15 protein-coding genes are annotated in these 16831 nt (G+C 75.0%); 10 read left to right on the top strand and 5 right to left on the bottom strand.

The genetic code is table 11. The features are described from left to right. Positions 1-65 precede the first annotated feature (65 nt). The 8 genes from ACF08B_RS18830 (at position 66) to paaE (ending at position 6187) form a co-directional block, all read left to right on the top strand. The gene (locus tag ACF08B_RS18830) at positions 66-1289 is read left to right on the top strand and encodes a thiolase family protein (protein WP_392318364.1); all 1224 of its coding nucleotides are present in this window, start codon (positions 66-68) and stop codon (positions 1287-1289) included. Then, the gene (locus tag ACF08B_RS18825) at positions 1286-1426 is read left to right on the top strand and encodes a hypothetical protein (RefSeq protein WP_392318363.1); all 141 of its coding nucleotides are present in this window, start codon (positions 1286-1288) and stop codon (positions 1424-1426) included. The genes ACF08B_RS18830 and ACF08B_RS18825 overlap by 4 nt, the downstream gene beginning before the upstream one ends. Next, complete coding sequence (locus ACF08B_RS18820) at positions 1423-2277, top strand: 3-hydroxyacyl-CoA dehydrogenase family protein (protein WP_392318362.1); 855 nt, start codon at positions 1423-1425, stop codon at positions 2275-2277. The genes ACF08B_RS18825 and ACF08B_RS18820 overlap by 4 nt, the downstream gene beginning before the upstream one ends. A 154-nt stretch (positions 2278-2431) precedes the next feature. Then, entirely contained in the window at positions 2432-3418 is a 987-nt protein-coding gene (paaA, locus tag ACF08B_RS18815) for a 1,2-phenylacetyl-CoA epoxidase subunit PaaA (RefSeq protein ID WP_392318361.1), read from the top strand. Beyond that, complete coding sequence (gene paaB / locus ACF08B_RS18810) at positions 3415-3717, top strand: 1,2-phenylacetyl-CoA epoxidase subunit PaaB (RefSeq protein ID WP_073894717.1); 303 nt, start codon at positions 3415-3417, stop codon at positions 3715-3717. The genes paaA and paaB overlap by 4 nt, the downstream gene beginning before the upstream one ends. Positions 3718-3726: 9 nt before the next feature. Next, complete coding sequence (gene paaC, locus ACF08B_RS18805; RefSeq protein ID WP_392318360.1) at positions 3727-4560, top strand: 1,2-phenylacetyl-CoA epoxidase subunit PaaC; 834 nt, start codon at positions 3727-3729, stop codon at positions 4558-4560. Continuing rightward, positions 4554-5069: a 1,2-phenylacetyl-CoA epoxidase subunit PaaD gene (gene paaD, locus ACF08B_RS18800; protein ID WP_392318359.1), complete on the top strand. Its 516-nt coding sequence runs from the start codon at positions 4554-4556 to the stop codon at positions 5067-5069. Before paaC ends, paaD begins: the two co-directional genes overlap by 7 nt. Beyond that, positions 5069-6187, top strand: a complete 1119-nt coding sequence (paaE, locus tag ACF08B_RS18795) for a 1,2-phenylacetyl-CoA epoxidase subunit PaaE (protein ID WP_392318358.1) — start codon at positions 5069-5071, stop codon at positions 6185-6187. Before paaD ends, paaE begins: the two co-directional genes overlap by 1 nt. A 48-nt stretch (positions 6188-6235) precedes the next feature. Here the strand turns inward: paaE and ACF08B_RS18790 are convergent, their stop codons facing one another. Further along, a complete protein-coding gene (locus ACF08B_RS18790) occupies positions 6236-7369 on the bottom strand; it encodes a saccharopine dehydrogenase NADP-binding domain-containing protein (protein ID WP_392318357.1) in 1134 nt (377 codons plus the stop codon). Positions 7370-7409: 40 nt separating this feature from the next. Here ACF08B_RS18790 and ACF08B_RS18785 point away from each other — a divergent pair, with 40 nt between their 5' ends. Further along, the gene (locus ACF08B_RS18785) at positions 7410-7853 is read left to right on the top strand and encodes a hypothetical protein (RefSeq protein ID WP_392318356.1); all 444 of its coding nucleotides are present in this window, start codon (positions 7410-7412) and stop codon (positions 7851-7853) included. A gap of 37 nt (positions 7854-7890) precedes the next feature. Continuing rightward, on the top strand, positions 7891-8394 hold the full coding sequence (locus tag ACF08B_RS18780) for a hypothetical protein (protein ID WP_392318355.1): 504 nt from the start codon (positions 7891-7893) through the stop codon (positions 8392-8394). Between the two features lie 22 nt (positions 8395-8416). Here ACF08B_RS18780 and ACF08B_RS18775 read toward each other — a convergent pair whose 3' ends face one another. From ACF08B_RS18775 to ACF08B_RS18760, 4 genes are all read right to left on the bottom strand, one after another. Beyond that, positions 8417-10612 (bottom strand): bifunctional serine/threonine-protein kinase/ABC transporter substrate-binding protein, encoded by a 2196-nt coding sequence (locus ACF08B_RS18775; protein WP_392318354.1) that lies wholly within the window; start codon positions 10610-10612, stop codon positions 8417-8419. A gap of 10 nt (positions 10613-10622) precedes the next feature. Further along, the gene (locus ACF08B_RS18770; RefSeq protein WP_392318353.1) at positions 10623-12917 is read right to left on the bottom strand and encodes a bifunctional serine/threonine-protein kinase/ABC transporter substrate-binding protein; all 2295 of its coding nucleotides are present in this window, start codon (positions 12915-12917) and stop codon (positions 10623-10625) included. Continuing rightward, on the bottom strand, positions 12917-13711 hold the full coding sequence (locus ACF08B_RS18765) for a hypothetical protein (RefSeq protein ID WP_392318352.1): 795 nt from the start codon (positions 13709-13711) through the stop codon (positions 12917-12919). Before ACF08B_RS18765 ends, ACF08B_RS18770 begins: the two co-directional genes overlap by 1 nt. A 164-nt stretch (positions 13712-13875) precedes the next feature. Next, positions 13876-16788, bottom strand: a complete 2913-nt coding sequence (locus ACF08B_RS18760; RefSeq protein WP_392318351.1) for an AAA family ATPase — start codon at positions 16786-16788, stop codon at positions 13876-13878. Between the last annotated feature and the right edge of the window lie 43 nt (positions 16789-16831).

The following is a 16831-nucleotide window of genomic DNA, read 5'->3' as shown; positions in this document are numbered from 1 at the left end:
GCTCCCGGCCCCGCTCCACGCGTCATCCACACCCACGTTCAGCACGTCTTCCGAGGAGGCCGTCCGTGTCCGACGAGGTATTCCTGATCGACGGTGCCCGCACTCCGCAGGGGCGCTACGGCGGCGCCCTCGCCACCGTGCGCCCCGACGACCTCGCGGCCCTGGTCGTCGGCGAGGCCGTACGACGCTCCGGCATCCCCGGGGAGGCCGTGGACGAGGTGATCCTCGGCGCCGCCAACCAGGTCGGCGAGGACAACCGCGACGTGGCCAGGATGGCGGTGCTGCTGGCCGGCCTCCCGCACACCGTGCCCGGCTACACCGTGAACCGGCTGTGCGCCTCCGGTCTGACGGCGGTGGCCTCGGCGGCCCAGGCGATCCGGGCGGGTGAGGCCGACCTGGTCGTCGCCGGGGGAGTGGAGTCGATGACCCGGGCGCCCTGGGTCATGGAGAAGCCGGGCACCCCGTGGGCCAAGCCGGGCGCGGTCCACGACACCGCCCTGGGCTGGCGCTTCACCAATCCCCGGTTCGCCGCGGCGGACCGCGAGGTGCCCCACGGCGCGGGCCCGGAGACGGTCAAGGTCACCCTGTCCATGGGCGAGACGGCCGAGGAGATCGCGGCCCTGGACGGCATCGGCCGCGCCGAGTCCGACGCCTTCGCACTGCGCAGCCACCAGCGCGCCGTGGCGGCACAGCGGGCCGGGCACTTCGACCGGGAGATCGTCCCGGTCGCCGTCAAGGACGGCGAGGTCACCCGCGACGAGGGGCCGCGCCCCGGCACGACCCTGGAGAAGCTGGGCACGCTGCGCACCATCTTCCGGCCGGACGGCATCGTGACCGCCGGTTCGTCCTCGCCGCTCTCCGACGGGGCCTCCGCGCTGGTCGTGGCCGGTGCCGCGGCCGTCCGGCGGTACGGCCTCACCCCCCGGGCCCGCATCGTCACCTCGGCCTCCGCCGGTGTCCAGCCGAACGTCATGGGACTCGGCCCGGTGCCCGCCACCCGGAAGGCACTGGCCCGCGCGGGCTGGGAGACGGCGGACCTGGGCGCCGTCGAACTGAACGAGGCGTTCGCCGTCCAGGCCCTGGCCGTCGTCCGCCGGCTCAAGCTCGACGAGGAGAAGGTCAACGCCGACGGCGGTGCGATCGCCCTCGGCCACCCGCTGGGCTGCTCGGGCTCCCGCATCCTGCTCACCCTGCTCGGCCGCATGGAGCGGGAGGACGCCCGCCGGGGCCTGGCCACCCTCTGCGTGGGCGTGGGGCAGGGCGTGGCCATGCTCGTGGAGCGGCCGTGACCCCCGCCGGGTACGACACCGCCTCGCCGGCGGAGTCCGGGGGCCGGCTCGTCGTCTCCCCGTACCGTCCGGACGCCCGCAACGCCGTCGACGCGCGGCGCACGACCCGATTCCTGGAGAAGGGGACTGGAGCATGACCGCAGCACCGGCAGTCGTGGGAGTGATCGGCGGCGGCCGTATGGGCGCCGGCATCGCCCAGTCCTTCGCGACGGCGGGATCGGCCGTCACGATCGTCGAGAGCGACGCGCGCTCGGCGGCCCAGGCCCTCGAACGGGTGGCCACCGGGCTGAAGCGGGCCGCCGAACGCGACCGGCTCACCGAACCCGCGGACCGGGTGCTCGGCCGCGTCACGACCGTCGCCTCGGTCGCGGACCTGCCCGCGCACGCCGATCTCGTCGTCGAAGCCGTCTTCGAGGACGCCGCCCTCAAGGCGGGCGTGCTGGCGGCGGCGGAGCAGGTCGTGGCCACACGGACCGTCCTGGCCAGCAACACCAGCTCCCTCTCGGTCGCCGAACTCGGTGCCGCGCTCACCAGGCCCGGCCGATTCCTCGGCATGCACTTCTTCAACCCGGTGCCGGCCTCGGAACTCGTCGAGATCGTCGTCGCCCCCGCCACCGGCGACGACACCCTGCGCAGCGCCCTCGACTGGACCCGCTGCCTGGGCAAGAAGGACGTCGTCGTCAAGGACTCCCCGGGCTTCGCCAGCAGCCGGCTGGGCGTGGCCCTGGGCCTGGAGGCGATCCGCATGGTCGAGTCCGGGGTCGCCGAGCCCGAGGCCATCGACGACGCCATGCACCTGGGCTACAAGCACCCGATGGGCCCCCTCCGGCTCACCGACCTGGTCGGGCTGGACGTGCGCCTCGCCATCGCCGAGCACCTGCACGCCACCCTCGGCGAGCGCTTCGCCCCGCCGCGGCTGCTGCGCGACAAGGTGGCCCGCGGGGAGCTCGGGAGGAAGACCGGGCAGGGCTTCTACACCTGGGGGTGACCGCCGGCCCGGCCGACTGGGAGTGACCTCCGGCCCGGCCGACCCGACCTCCTCCGGCCCCGCGGCCGGGTTCCGGGCGGTCACCACTTCCAAAAACGCGGGAACTCGTCATATCATGAACCGAACGAACGGTCGGTTGGGATTGGTGGTAGGGATGACTGCACGGCAGGCCGGGTCCCCGTCGGCGGACGGAGCGCCGCCCGAACTCCAGGAGCGGTTCGAGGACACGATTGCCCGCGACCAGCGGATCGAGCCCCGGGACTGGATGCCGGACGGCTACCGCAAGACGCTGGTCCGGCAGGTGGCGCAGCACGCCCACTCGGAGATCATCGGCATGCAGCCCGAGGGCGACTGGATCACCCGTGCGCCGTCCCTGCGCCGCAAGGCGATCCTGTTCGCCAAGGTCCAGGACGAGGCCGGCCACGGGCTGTACCTGTACTCGGCGGCCGAGACCCTCGGCGTCGACCGCGCCGACCTGACCCAGCGGCTGCTCGAAGGCCGTCAGAAGTACTCCTCGATCTTCAACTACCCGACCCGGAACTTCGCCGACGTCGGCGTCATCGGCTGGTTCGTCGACGGCGCCGCCATCTGCAACCAGGTGCCGCTGTGCCGCAGCTCCTACGGGCCCTACGCCCGCGCGATGGTCCGCATCTGCAAGGAGGAGTCCTTCCACCAGCGGCAGGGCTTCGAACTGCTGATGACGATGATGCGCGGCACCGACGCCCAGCGCGCGATGGTCCAGGACGCCGTGGACCGCTGGTGGTGGCCGTCCCTGATGATGTTCGGACCCCCCGACGACGACTCGCCCAACTCGGCGCGGTCCATGGCCTGGAAGATCAAGCGGCACAGCAACGACGAGCTGCGCCAGCGGTTCGTGGACATGACCGTGCCGCAGGCCGAGAAACTCGGCGTGACCCTGCCCGACCCGGAGCTGCGCTGGAACGAGGACCGCGGCCGGTACGACTTCGGCACCCCCGACTGGTCCGAACTCAAGCGGGTGATCACGGGCGACGGGCCGTGCAACGAGGAGCGGATGGCGCGGCGCCGGGCCGCGCACGAGGAGGGTGCCTGGGTGCGCGAGGCGGCAGCCGCGCACGCCGCCAAGCAGGCCGCCAGGACGCAGAACGGAGCAGTGGCATGAGCGACACGCAGGCGAAGAAGGACGGGTGGCCGCTGTACGAGGTCTTCGTACGCGGCAAGCGGGGACTCAACCACGTCCACGTCGGCTCCCTGCACGCGGCCGACGACCGCATGGCTCTCACCCACGCCCGCGACCTGTACACCCGGCGCAACGAAGGCGTGAGCATCTGGGTGGTGCGCTCCGAGCACATCACGGCCTCCACCCGCGACGAGAAGGACCCCTTCTTCGACCCGAGCGCCGACAAGGTCTACCGGCACCCCACCTTCTACGACATCCCCGACGACGTCCCGCACATCTAGGAGCAGGTCATGAGCGACGATCACGTCTACCTGTCCCTGGCCGAGGGACACGACGACAGCGACGCCCGCTGGGCCTTCGGCACGGGGTTCGAGGACCCGCTGTACGGCGTGAGCACGGACGTCCCCGAGGGCGTCGACCGGGCCGAACTGGCCGCGTGCTGCCTCGCACTCGGCGACGACGCGCTCGTCACCGCCCAGCGGCTGGCCGAGTGGACCACCCGTGCCCCGGAGCTGGAGGAGGAGGTCGCCCTCGCCAACATCGGGCTCGACCTCCTCGGCCAGGCCCGGCTGCTGTACGCCCGCTGCGGCCAGGTCGACGGCACCGGCCGGAGCGAGGACGCCTACGCCTACTTCCGCGACGCGGACGACTTCCGCAACGTGACCCTGGCCGAACTGCCCAACGGCGACTTCGCGTTCTCCATGGCCCGGCTGCTGGTCCTCGCCACCTCGCGGCTGGCCCGCTTCGAGCGCCTCGCCGGCTCCGCCGACCCGGTGCTCGCCGCCATCGCCGCCAAGGGCGTGAAGGAGCTGACGTACCACCGGCAGTACGCGGCCGAGTGGGTCGTCCGGCTCGGCGACGGCACCGCGGAGTCGCACCGGCGCATGCGGGCCGGACTCGACGCGGTGGCGCCGTACCTGCGCGAGGTGTTCGCGGCCCACGACGCCGAGGAGAGCGTCCTCGGCGTGCTGCACCAGGTCACCGAGGCCGCCACGCTGTCCCTGCCGGAGGTGCCGGAGGCGGCGGCCGGTTCCGGGCGTGAGGGCGAGCACACCGCGCACCTCGCCCCGCTGCTGACGGAACTGCAGAGCGTGGCCCGCGCGCACCCGGAGGCGACATGGTGACCGTCCTCACCGACGTCCGGCGTGCCCGGCACATCGCCGAGCAGGTGCCCGACCCCGAGCTGCCCATGCTCACCCTCGCCGACCTCGGCGTGCTGCGTGAGGTGCGGGTGACGCCCGAGGGCACGGTCGTCGCCGACCTCACCCCCACCTACTCCGGCTGCCCCGCCATGTCCGAGATGCGGGCCGAGGTGTCCGCGCGGCTGAAGGGCGCCGGATACGAGCGCGTGGAGGTGCGCACGGTCCTGGACCCGCCGTGGACCACCGACTGGATCACCTCCGAGGGCCGCCGCAAGCTCGCCGAGCACGGTATCGCCCCGCCGGGGCCGGCGCCCCGCCCGGCGGCGGGCCCCGTGCCGCTGGTGCTGTCGGCCACCCGCGAGGCGGTGACCTGCCCGCGCTGCGGCGCCACGGACACGGAGGAGACCTCCCGGTTCGGCGCCACCTCCTGCAAGGCGCTGTGGCGCTGCCGCGCCTGCCGCGAACCGTTCGAGTACGTCAAGGAGATCTGATGGAGGACCTGTTGGCCCCCGCCGACGCGGCCCCCGCCCCGGTGCGGCGCACCCGTCGCCGCCCGGCGTTCCACACCTTGCGGGTCGCGGCGATCGAGCGGCTGTGCGAGGACGCGGTCGCGGTGAGCTTCGACATCCCCGACGAGCTGGCGCAGGAGTTCGCCTTCGAGCCCGGCCAGTCGCTCACCCTGCGCCGCGAGGTCGAGGGGCGCGACGAGCGGCGCTCGTACTCGATCTGCTCCCCGGCCGGTTCCCGGCCCCGGATCGGCGTCCGGGTGGTCCCCGGCGGCCTGTTCTCCTCCTGGCTGGTGAACGAGGTCGAGCCCGGTGACACCGTCGAGGTGATGGGCCCGGTCGGCGCCTTCACCCCCGACCTCACCACCCCCGGACACCACGTGCTCGTCGCGGCCGGCTCGGGCATCACGCCCATGGTCTCCATCGCCGAGTCGGTCCTCGCCGCCGACGAGTCCTCCCGGGTCACCCTGTTCTACGGCAACCGCCGCACCGGCTCGGTGATGTTCGCCGACGAGCTCGCCGACCTGAAGGACCTCCACCCGGCCCGGTTCCAGCTCGCCCACGTGCTGTCCCGCGAGCCGCGCGAGGCCGAACTGCTCACCGGCCGGCTGGACGCCGAGCGGCTGGCCGCCCTCATCGACGGCCTGGTCGACGTCTCCGAGGCGGACCACTGGTGGCTGTGCGGCCCGCACGGCATGGTCCTCGACGCCCAGCGGGTCCTGGCCGAGCTGGGCGTGCCGGACGACCGGATCCACCAGGAGCTCTTCTTCGCCGGGGACGAGCCGGTGGTGACGGCCCGCCACGAGGAGCCCCGCGCGGACGGCCCGGTCAGCCAGGTCACCGTCGTCCTGGACGGCCGCTCCACCACCTCCGCGCTCTCCCGCGAGTCCACCATCCTCGACGCCGCGGCCCGGGTCCGCCCCGACCTGCCCTTCGCCTGCAAGGGCGGCGTCTGCGGCACCTGCCGTGCCCACATCACCGACGGCAAGGCGGACATGCGCCGCAACTACGCGCTGGAACCGGCCGAGGTGGACGCAGGATACGTCCTGACCTGCCAGACCTACCCGGTCTCCGAGACCCTGACCGTCGACTACGACAGCTGAGGGGCCGGGGCCCGGGATCTGGTCGGCGGTGCGGGGAGTGACGGCGCGTCAGTCCTCCCACGACCGCCAGTCGTCGGCCTCGTCGTCCCTCCGCCACAGGCCGATGTCGCGGTCGCGCAGCGCCGTGCGCAGTTCGTGCGGTGTCAGCCAGGATCGGAGCGGGACGAGGCCGGCGGTGTGCAGCCGGCCCGTCAGCAGGTGCTCGACGGCGATGCCGGCGAGCAGCGAGGGGATGCGGCCGCCGTCCTGCCGGGCCGTCATCCCCATCCGCCGGGTGACCGCCCGCCCGTCCCGCCACCCGCTCACGGAGACCGTGAAGCCGCCCGCCTCGTCGCCGACCCGGCCGACGAGCCACGACAGCGCGCGCACCAGCGGGGTCCAGCGCCGGGCGGCGCGGGGCCGCCCGGTGCGCGCCCGCACCGCGGCGAAGAGCCCCAACGCCCGGTTGACGGCGGTGAATTCGGTGCCGGCCTTGAAGGCGATCGTACGGGCGCCGTACAGCCCGGCCAGCACGTCCAGGTCCGCCATCTCGTACACCTGGTGGACCAGGCGGCGGCCGACCGGCGGCGGGAACAGCGTCCACTCGGGTTCCGACCAGCCGTGCACCACCGTGGGCACGCCCCCGCGGGGAGCGGTGAAGGGGAGTCCCGCGCCGTGCATCATCGCCTCGAACATCGCCGGCCCCCGGTGCCGGCGGGTGTCGGGGGCGGCACAGCACAGGACACCGTCGACGCGGTCCATGCCCCGGGCGAGGTCGTCGACGATCAGTGTCTGCAGGCCCGGTACGACGGACGCCCCGGTCAGGACGGGAGCCGTCGCCGGACCCGCAGCCGTGGCCGCCGCGCGCAGGAAGCCGCGGTCCTCACTGATGTCGACGTAGGGGACGCCGGCGGCCACCGCCGCGCGCAGCGGCCCGAGCGGATGGGTGCCGGGGCCGTCGAGGGCCTGGAACGGCCCCGCGCAGTGCACCACCGCGGCCGCGTCCCCCAGGAGGCCGGCCAGCCGCCCGGGCGCGTCGCGGTCACCGGCGACCCAGTGGACCCGCTGGGAGGGGAAGGGAGGCCGCGGCGGTGTGCGGGAGACGACGGTGACGCGGACGTCGGGCCTGCGCAGCAAGTCGGCGACGACGTAACGGCCGTAGAAGCCGCTGCCCCCGACCACCACGATGTTCGATTCCCCCATGCGGCGGATGCTACCGGCGCGTGGACACGACAATGAGGCCGTGTTCACCTCATGTGAGACTTCTCCCGTTCCCCGCGAACGGCTGCACCGGCGGGTCTTCGCCGCGGCCGGCGTCTACAACGTCCTCTGGGGCTGCTACGCGGTCGTCGACCCGCAATGGGTGTTCCGCGTCGCCGGGATGACCCCGCAGAACCACCCGCAGATCTTCATGACCCTCGGCATGGTGCTCGGCCTGTACGGGCTGCTCTACCTGGACGTGGCCCTGCGGCCCGCCGAAGGTGTCACCGTCGCCGCGGTCGGCCTGGCCGGCAAGGTCCTGGGGCCGCTCGGCTGGCTGTGGCTGTACCTCACCGGCCAGTGGCCCCTGGCCTCCGGACTCCTCCTCGTCACCAACGACCTGATCTGGTGGCTCCCCTTCACGCTGTACCTTCACGACTGTCTGCCGGGGTGGCGGGCCAGGTACCTGACCTCGGGGCGGGGGTAGTACCCGTGAGTCGGGGGAGCGAAGGGGGGGCGGAGCCATGGCCGCACAGGTGCCGGGGACCTTCGAGTACCGGATCACGCACATCGTCGACAAGGAGGCGCCGAACCGGGGGAACCGGACGGTCGCCGTCACCAATGCCGACGTCAGCCGGATCCGGCGGTCGGACGAGCGCGGCAGCGAACGCGCCGAGACGTGCGACCACTGCGGCGCACGACTGCGGGTCGTCCTCCCGTCGTTCGCGGAGGTACGGCGCCGGCGGCGGCTGCACGCCGTGCTGTGGAAGGTGTGGGCCCTGCTGACCCTCGCCGGCCTCTACGCCTTCGTGCACGTGCTCCACACCGCCACCGGCACCGGGTACGGGCCCGGAATCGCCTTCGCCGTGACCGTGGCCGCGACCCTCTGCTTCGCCTACCGCACGCTGGTCAGCGCACTGCTCTCGCGCAGCGACGGGGGGCCCGGCATCGCTCGCGTCGACGGCCGGGACCGCACGGGCGTGCGGCACGGCTGGACCGTCGTGGCGGAGACCGCCGAGGAGTCGTGACACGGGGGGCCCGCCGCACGGATCAGGCCGTGGCGTCCTCGTACTGGCCGAGGAAGCGGAAGCGGTCGCCGGACGCCCGGAAGAGGTAGAGCGCCTTCGTGGTGTACCCGGTGCTCGACGACGTGTAGCGCAACCGTTTGGTGATGCCCCGGTAGTCCGTCTCGCGCAGCCGTCCCACGAGCGCCCCCCGCTCCGCCCGGGCGGCCCCGAGCGTCGCCATCGCCCGGCCCACGAAGAGCATCGCGTCGTACGCCTCGGCGGAGTACCAGGGCGGGGCGGCCCCGAAGCGCTCGCGGTAGGCGGCGACGAAGGACCTGGCGGCCGGCACACCGGACGGATCGAGGAAGGCGGCGGCGAAGACCCACCCTTCGGCGGCGTCACCGGCCGCGTGCAGGAAGGCCGGATCCAGGGCGCGTTGGGTGGCCAGCCGCGCACCGGACCAGCCGGCCGCGCGCAGCGCACGCGCCAGTCGCGCCGCGCGGGCGGGTCCGCCGGCGAACAGCACGGCGTCCGCGTGCGCGTCCGTCACCGACTCGGCGAGGGCACGGTAGGCCCCGGCCCCGTCCGCCCGGGCGGCGAGGGTGCGCCGGATCGTGGTGCGCCGTGCCGAGCCGACCGCCTCGGCGACGGCCGCGCAGATCCCCCAGCTGAAGTCGCCCTCGGCCGCGTCGTCGATCAGCACGGTCCGCCGGGCCCGGACGGTGCGGACGAGATGGGTCGCCAGGGGTGCGGCCAGGTTGCGATCGGGGGGCCGGGTGGCCGCGTACGCGCGGTAGCTGCCGGCCGCCTTCGCGCCGAGCTCGTCGAGGCCGACCGACACGGACACCAGGGGCAGCAGCGCCCGCTGGTACTGCCCGCACACGGCCTCGGCGCAGGCATCGGTGGTCGGACCGATCACCGCGCGCACCCGGCCGTCGGCCGCGAGCCGCCGCGCCACCTGCCGCGCCCGGGACGGGCTGCCCGCGTCGTCGTGCACCTGGAGGGTGAGATCGAAGCCGCGCCCGGGACGGGAGTTGAGGTGCTCGACGGCCAGCCGGACCCCGTTCTGCTGCGCCAGCCCGGCCGCCTTCCGGCCGCCCGTCAGATCCCCCTGCAGGGCGACCGTCAGACGCGGAAGCGGCCCGCCGCCGCGCGGCGAGGCGCGGCCGGGGCGATCCGCCGTCCACCATGCCGCCGTGGCCCCCGCGGCCACCACCCCGGCGGCCGGGCCCAGCACCAGGAAGCGGCGTCGTGTGGTGCCCGTCGGCCGTCCCGCGGCCACCGGCAGCGTGTCGGCGCCCGCCGGAGCGCCGGACCCTTCGGTCGCCCCGGTCGTCACCTGGGTCGCCTCGACGGCGGGCAGCGCGAGGACGGCGGCGGAACGCCGCGCGATCAGCCGGGTGACCGAGTCCGGCAGCCAGTCCCCATCCCCGCTCCCGCCCTCCAGCGCCGCACGCACCTCGGACACGGCGGGGCGGGCGGCGGCCTCCTTCGCCAGACAGCCCCGCAGCAGCGGCACCAGCGACGCCGGTACGCCGTCCAGGTCCGGTTCGTCGTGGACGGTCCGCACCAGCACCTCGGCGGCCGAGCCCCGGCCGAAAGGGCGTTCGCCCGTCGCCGCGTACGCCAGCAGACAGCCGAACGAGAAGACGTCGCTCGCCGGCCCGATCTCCCGGCCCCGTCCCCGGGCCTGCTCGGGGGAGAGGAAGCCGGGGGAGCCGACCACCATCCCGGTGGCGGTGAGCGCGTTGTCCTCGGGCATCCGGGCGATACCGAAGTCGATCATCCGCGGGCCGTCGAGGGCGAGCAGCACGTTGTCCGGCTTGACGTCCCGGTGCACCAGGCCCGCCCCGTGCACGGTGCCCAGCGCCTCGGCGAGCCGGTCGCCGAGGAACCGTACCGACGCCTCGGGGAGCGGCCCGCACTCCTCGACCGCCGCCGCCAGCGAGGGACCCGGCACGAACGCGGTGGCGAGCCACGGCGGCGAAGCGTCCGGCTCCGCGTCGAGCAACGCTGCGACCCAGGGGCTGACGACCCGGCCCGCGGTCTCCACCTCCCGCCGGAACCGCGCCCGGAAACCCGGATCGTCCGCGTACGCGGCGCGGATGACCTTCACCGCGGCGAGCGAACCCGTACCCGACCGGGCCAGGTACACCACCCCCATGCCGCCCGCGCCGAGCCGGCGCAGCAGCCGGTACCCCCCGATCCCTGCCGGGTCGGCCCCGCGCAACGGTTCCATCAGCGGGCTCTCAGGTGGACACCTGGAAGGGCGCCACGCCCCGGTACCCGAACCGGCCGCCGACGACCTGCCACAGGTGGACGCCGGTGCCGTCGACGACGAGCGCACCCGTCTTCGCGTCGAACGCCAGGTTCCGGCTGATCCCCCGGTACTTGGCCGAGCGCAGGGCAGTCGTCAGGTTCCCCCGGGTGCGGTGCCCCGCGGACAGCGAGCGCAGGCTCCCGAGGACGAGCTGCGCCACGTCGTACGCCTCGACCGCGTACCGTTCCGGCTCCCCGTCGAACCGCCCGCGGTAAGCGGCCGCGAACGCCTTCGCACCCGGCGCCACGGCGGCGTCCATGACGGGCGCGACGATCGTCCAGCCCTCGGCCGCGTCCCCGGCGGCGGCGAGGAACCGGTCGTCGAGCACCCCCTGAGCGGCGGCCCGCGCGCCCGGGAAGTCACGGCGGCTCAGTTCCCGGGCCAGCAGCGCGGCCCGCTCGTGGTACCCGGCGAAGACGACGGAGTCGGCGCCCCCTTCCAGCAGGGCGTCCAGGGTCGGTGCGAAGTCGGTCCGCAGCGCGCTGACCACCTTCGGCACGACGGGCCGCCGGTTCTTCCACAGGATCCTGCCCAGGGTGCTGGTGATCTCCCAGCCGTAGGTGTCCGCCGCCCGGTCGTCGACGATCCCGACGGTGCGCGACTTGGCGGTGCCCCGCAGATACGCGTCGAGGTAGAACGGCAGGACGGTGTCGGTCACCCGGGCGTGCAGGAAGGAGCGGCTGCCCGTCACCGTCAGTACGGTGGCGCCCGGAGAGACCGCGATGAGGGGCAGCGACGCGGCGTCGTACGTGGCGAGCGACGCCAGTGCGGTGGCGTCCGTGGTGGGTCCGACCACCGCGAGGACGGCCGGGTCGGCGACCAGCCGCTTGGCCGCGGCCGCCGACCGAGTCTGGTCGCCGCCGTCGTCCACGGTCTTCACGGCGAGCGTGAAGGGCTTGTCCCTACGGGAGTTGAACTCCTCGACCGCCAGCCGGAGCCCGCGCTCCTGAGCCCGGCCGACCGCCTTCTGGTCCCCGCTGAGGTCCGCGTGCAGGCCGATGGTGTGCACCTGCCCGGTGCCCGTCCCGGCGGCACCGGCGCCCTTGCCGTCCCGGTCACCGGAGAACGCGGCCCAGGCGGCCGCACCGCCGCCGGCCGCCACCACGGCCGCGCCGCCTGCCAGGAGCAGCAACCGCCGTCTGCCGACGGCGCGGTCCGGCGGTGCCACCGCCTCCGTGTCCGCCGTGGCGGTGTCCCCGGCCGCGGCGTCCGCGGCCGCCGGGTCGACCTCCGTGTCGTCGACTCCGGGCAGCGCGATCCCGAGAGCGGCCCGTTCGGCGATCAGCCGCACCAGCGACTCGGGCAACCACTCGCCGTCGGCCGGTACTTCGCCGGTCACGGCGCCGGACGCGCCTGTCCCCTCCTGGCTCGCGGGAGGCCCCGCGCGCAGGGCCTCCCGCGGGTCGGCAGGCGCGTCCGGCGCGGGAGCCGTGAGCGTGTCCCACAGCGCCGCAGCCGTGGGCCGCAGCCGCGGCTCCTTCTCCAGGCAGCCGCTCACCACCCCGGCGAGTTCCCGGGGCACCCCTTCCAGATCCGCCGCGTCGTGCACCGTGCGGTACAGCAGCGCGTCCAGCGAGCCGGTGCCGAACGGCGGACGCCCGGTCGCCGCGTGGGCGAGCACACAGCCCAGCGCGAAGACGTCCGCGGCCGGCCCCGGCTCCTCGCCGCCCCCGGTCTGTTCCGGTGCCATGAAGCCCGGGGTGCCCACCACCACGCCGGTCGACGTGAGCGCGGTGTCCCGCGGATCGCGGGCCACACCGAAGTCGATCAGCCGCGGTCCGTCGAGGGCGAGCAGCACATTGCCCGGCTTGACGTCCCGGTGCACCAGACCCGCCGCGTGCAGGTCCCGCAGCGCCCGGGCGAGCCGCGCCCCCAGCACGCGCAGGGTCCGTACGGGCAGGGGACCGTGGGCCGCGACGGCCTCGCCCAGCGAGGGCCCCGGCACGTACTCGGTGGCCAGCCACGGCTGCGGAGCCTCGGGGTCCGCGTCGACGAGGGCCGCCACCCAGGGACTCGTCATCCGGCGCGCCGTCTCCGCCTCCCGCCGGAACCGTTCCCGGAATCCCGTGTCCTCGGCGAACTCGGCCTGGATCACCTTCAGCGCGACCAGCGAACCGCCGGACGAGCGGGCCAGGTACACCACACCCATGCCGCCCGCGCCGAGCCGGCCGAGCAGCCGGTGGCCCGCCAGCCGGGAGGGGTCGGACGTACGCAGCGGCTCCATCACTTGCCTCCCAGCTGCTGCTTGGCGCGTCCCAGCATCCGGCCCAGGGTGTCGGCGCCCAGGGCCTGGAGCTCCTGCTCGCTGTGCCCCTTCCCGCCCGTCACCGATACGGCCGCGACGATCGTGCCCAGCCGGGCGACCATCCACCGGTACGACTGCGCCGTGCCGCCCTTCTCGACGTACGTGCCGGCCTCCAGCACGGAGTCGTCGGCGTAGTCCTGCTCGCGGGCGCCGAAGGGGGTGCCGAGGGAGTTCAGGCCCGTGATCCGCTCGCCGTCCCGCGGCTGCTGCTCCGGGCAGCGCAGCACCTCCTCCAGGGTGGTGCTGAGCTGTTCGTCGGCGCCGAGAGCGGAGGAGTGCGCGGTGGCCGCCGCCGTCACCTTGACGGCACCGCGGCCCTTGCGGGCGGGCAGCACGCTGTACCGGGACAGACTGGCCAGGACCCCCTCGGGCGTCTTCCGCCGGGTCCAGCGGCAGCCGCCGTCCAGCACGGCCCAGGTGCCCGGGGTGCTCTCGGCCGGGTCCTGTGCGACGAACCCCCGGCCCCAGTCGTCCGCTGCGAACACGACCGAGTCCAGCAGCCTCCGCCCCTTTCCGGCCGTCCTGGGGACGAGCGCGGCGTCGGGCGTGAAGGCGGCCGTGGCGCTCGGGCCGCCCGACGGGGTCGCGTCCCCGGTGACCGCGGCCTCCCGGGGGACGGCGTGCGCGGACGCCCCGGCCCGTCCGGCCGGCCCACCGTCGGCCCCCGCTGCCGTACACCCGGCCAGCAGACCCCCCGCCACCAGCAGTGGCACCCAACTTCCCCGCGCTCTTTGGGCGTTGCCGCTCACACAGTCCCCTCTGAACCGCTCCGAATCCGTCCGACCGACCGAACGTAGACGCCGGCGGGGGAGTCGGCCTCCGGGGAAACACGTATCCGCCTACGTGTTCCGCGTGGAGCACCGGGCGGGGGCGGCGCTCAGGATCCGGTTCCCAGCCCGACGCGGGTCATGAGCCCGGCCAGGGCCGCACGCGACGGGAGCGACGCCTTGCGGTAGATCGAGGACAGATGGGTCTCGACGGTGCGGCGGCTGAGGTGGAGCCGCTCGGCGATGTCCTGGTTGCCGAGCCCTTCCGCCACCAGCCGGGCCACCTCCAGCTCACGGGCCGTCAGCTCCGCCAGCTGCGGGGGTACCTGGGGTGTCTCGGCCAGCACCTGTGGACGGACGAGTTCGGCGAGGTCCACCAGCAGGCGGGCGCCGCCGCCGACGGCGATCCGGTGGGCCCGGTGCCACATCGCGGCGGCGCGCGCTCCCTGCCCCGCCCGCCGCACCAGGGGCGCCGCCCGCAGCAGGGTGTACGCCTCCCACAGGGCCTGACCGCAGGTGACGTACGCGCCCGCCGCCGCGTCGAGGAGCCGTACGGCACGGTCGGTCTCCCCGTGGTGCTCGGCGAGACCGGCCTCGGCGCGCAGGGCGGCCGCGCGCTGCCCGTCGAGGCCCAGCCGTTCGGCCTCGTCCGTCGCCTGGGCGACCCGGCGGGCGGCCTCCGCCACATCGCCGGCGGCGAGGGCCGCGGCCGCGAGGGTGTCGAGCTGGCCGGGACGGATCGACGGTTGCAGCGAGGGCAGTTCCGGACCGCCTCCGGCCCGGACGATGGCCTGCTGGGCGCCGTAGGGATCGCCGCTCGCGTACGTCGCGTGCCCGAGCATGCACCAGGCCAGCGACGACCACCAGCCCTTGCCGCCGCCCGCCGCGGTGACGGCCTCCTCGCCGGTGGCCAGGGCGCCGCCGTCGCCCAGGGGACGGGCCAGCAGCAGCACCAGCGTCTTGACGGCCAGGGTGAATCCGAGCAGGCCGTCGCTGCCGGCCGCCCGGGCGATGGACTCCGCCTCCTCGGCGGCCTCCAGCGCGGACGGCAACCGGCAGGTGGTGACGTGGATGAACGCCCGGCACGTCAACAGGTGCGGCAGCACGTGCAGTTGCCCGGTACGGCGGGCTATCCCGAGCCCCCGTGCGAGATGGCGCTCGGCGTCGCCGTACCGCTCCAGCAGGGTCTCCGCCCAGGCGAGCCACACCAGCGCGTCGCACGGATCGGTGAGGCCGGGATCGGTCAGCGCGTCCGTGAGCGAGGCGGCGTCGTCGGCGAACCGGGCCGCGGTCCCCGTCTCGCCCTCGTACGCCTCGCCCAGCGCGGCGAGGGCCAGTGCCGCCGCCTCGCCGGCGGGATCGTCGTCGGCGCGGGCGAGTGCGAGGGCGTGCGCGACGTCCGCGCGTGCCTGCGGATAGGACGCGGTCAGCAGGGCGGACATGCCGAGGGCCAGCCGCAGCGACACCGCCTGGGCGGGGGACGGCCCCGGATCGCGGGACAGCTCCCGCCGCAGCAGTGCGCCGGCCTCGGGGGAGTGGCCGAGGTACCGCTCCATCACGGCGCACTGGGCGACGGCCCGGGTGCGCAGTTCGGGATGGTCCTTGCCGGACGTCTCGATCAGCGTGTGCAGCAGGTCCCGGCTCTCCCGGAGATGCCCGCCGACGCCGAGCGCACGGGCGCGCGCCAGGACCAGCTCGCCGCGCCGGGCGAAGCGGTCGGGCGTGTCCGGCATGTGGGTCAGGACGACGCCCAGCAGATGGGCGGCGGTGGCGGGGGCGGTCGGCGCGAACCGTGCGGCGGCCTCGACGAGCACCTCGGCGGCCCGGGGGTCCCAGCCGGTCAGCGACGCCTCGACATGGCGTGCCCGTTCGGTGGCGGGAGCGCCGCGCCGGGCCAGTTCCCGGGCGGCGCGGCGGTGGAGTTCGGCCCGCAGCGCGGGTGCCGTCCGCTCGTGGACCAGGGCGCGGACCAGGGGATGGCGCAGCACCCATCCGCCGCCCGGCCCGGCACGCAGCACGTCCAGCACCGCCAGGGCGGCGGTCTCGCCGTCCAGGTCCCTGGGGGAGAGCCCGGTCACCGAGCTCAGCAGGCCGGGTGTGGCGTGGTCGCCGAGTGCTGCCGCCGCCTCGACGACCCGGAGCTGCGGCTCGCTGAGCGTGGCCAGTTCCTCCAGCAGCAGCGCCGCGAGGCCGCCGGGCAGGCCGGCCGGGTCCAGGGCGGCGCGGTCCGGGCCGGCCGGATACGGGTCGGCGGCGTGCGTGCCGGGGGTGAGGCCGCGCGGTGACGTCCCCGTGCGGTGCGCGTGCACCAGGGCGAAGAGATACAGCGGGTTCCCCTCGCTCGCGGCGTGCAACTGCCTGGCCCGGGCCTCCGGGACGCCCGGCCCGAGCGCCTCGGCGGACTCCCGCTCGGAGAACGGCTCCAGGGCCAGGTGGAGCACGGTCCCGCTGTCGGCGGCACGCGTCAGGGCCGCGGTCAGCGCCGTCGGTGTCTGCCGCTCCCGCCGGGCCACCACCAGCAGGACCTTTCCGCGGGCGGGGTGCCGGACGAGGTGGTCCACGAGCTCGCGGGACGCGGGATCCGCCCAGTGCAGATCGTCCAGGGCCAGCACCAGGCCGGGTCCGCCCAGGTCCGCCAGGAGTTCGGCGATCCGCCGGTGCAGCCCGAACCGTGCGGCGGCCCCGGCGGCGGACGGATCGCCCGGCGCGTGCCCGCCGCCGCCGTGCAGCAGCGAGCGCGCCCCGGCGAGGGCCGGTGCGGCCGGGGCGCCGGGCCCGGTGCCGGCGAAGGCATCGCTGAACAGCTGGAAGGGGACGTGCTGTTCGTACTGCGTGGCCCGGCCGCGCAGTACGGTGAGCCCGGTCCGGCGGGCCCGCGCGCACACCTCGTCCAGCAACCTGCTCTTCCCGATGCCGGGTTCACCGACGACGTCGACGACCCGGGGCAGTTCGGGCCGCCCGGGTTCCGCGAGGAGGGCGTCCAGCCGCGCGAGTTCCGCCGATCTGCCCACCAGTTCCGCCACGCCCTCGTCCCCCCAGCCGGTGACCGACCCGCTTGCCCGCTTC

Source organism: Streptomyces sp. NPDC015139 (assembly GCF_043079785.1).
GTDB classification, from domain to species: domain Bacteria; phylum Actinomycetota; class Actinomycetes; order Streptomycetales; family Streptomycetaceae; genus Streptomyces; species Streptomyces albidocamelliae.
This window is presented reverse-complemented; position numbering and strand designations above follow the sequence as displayed.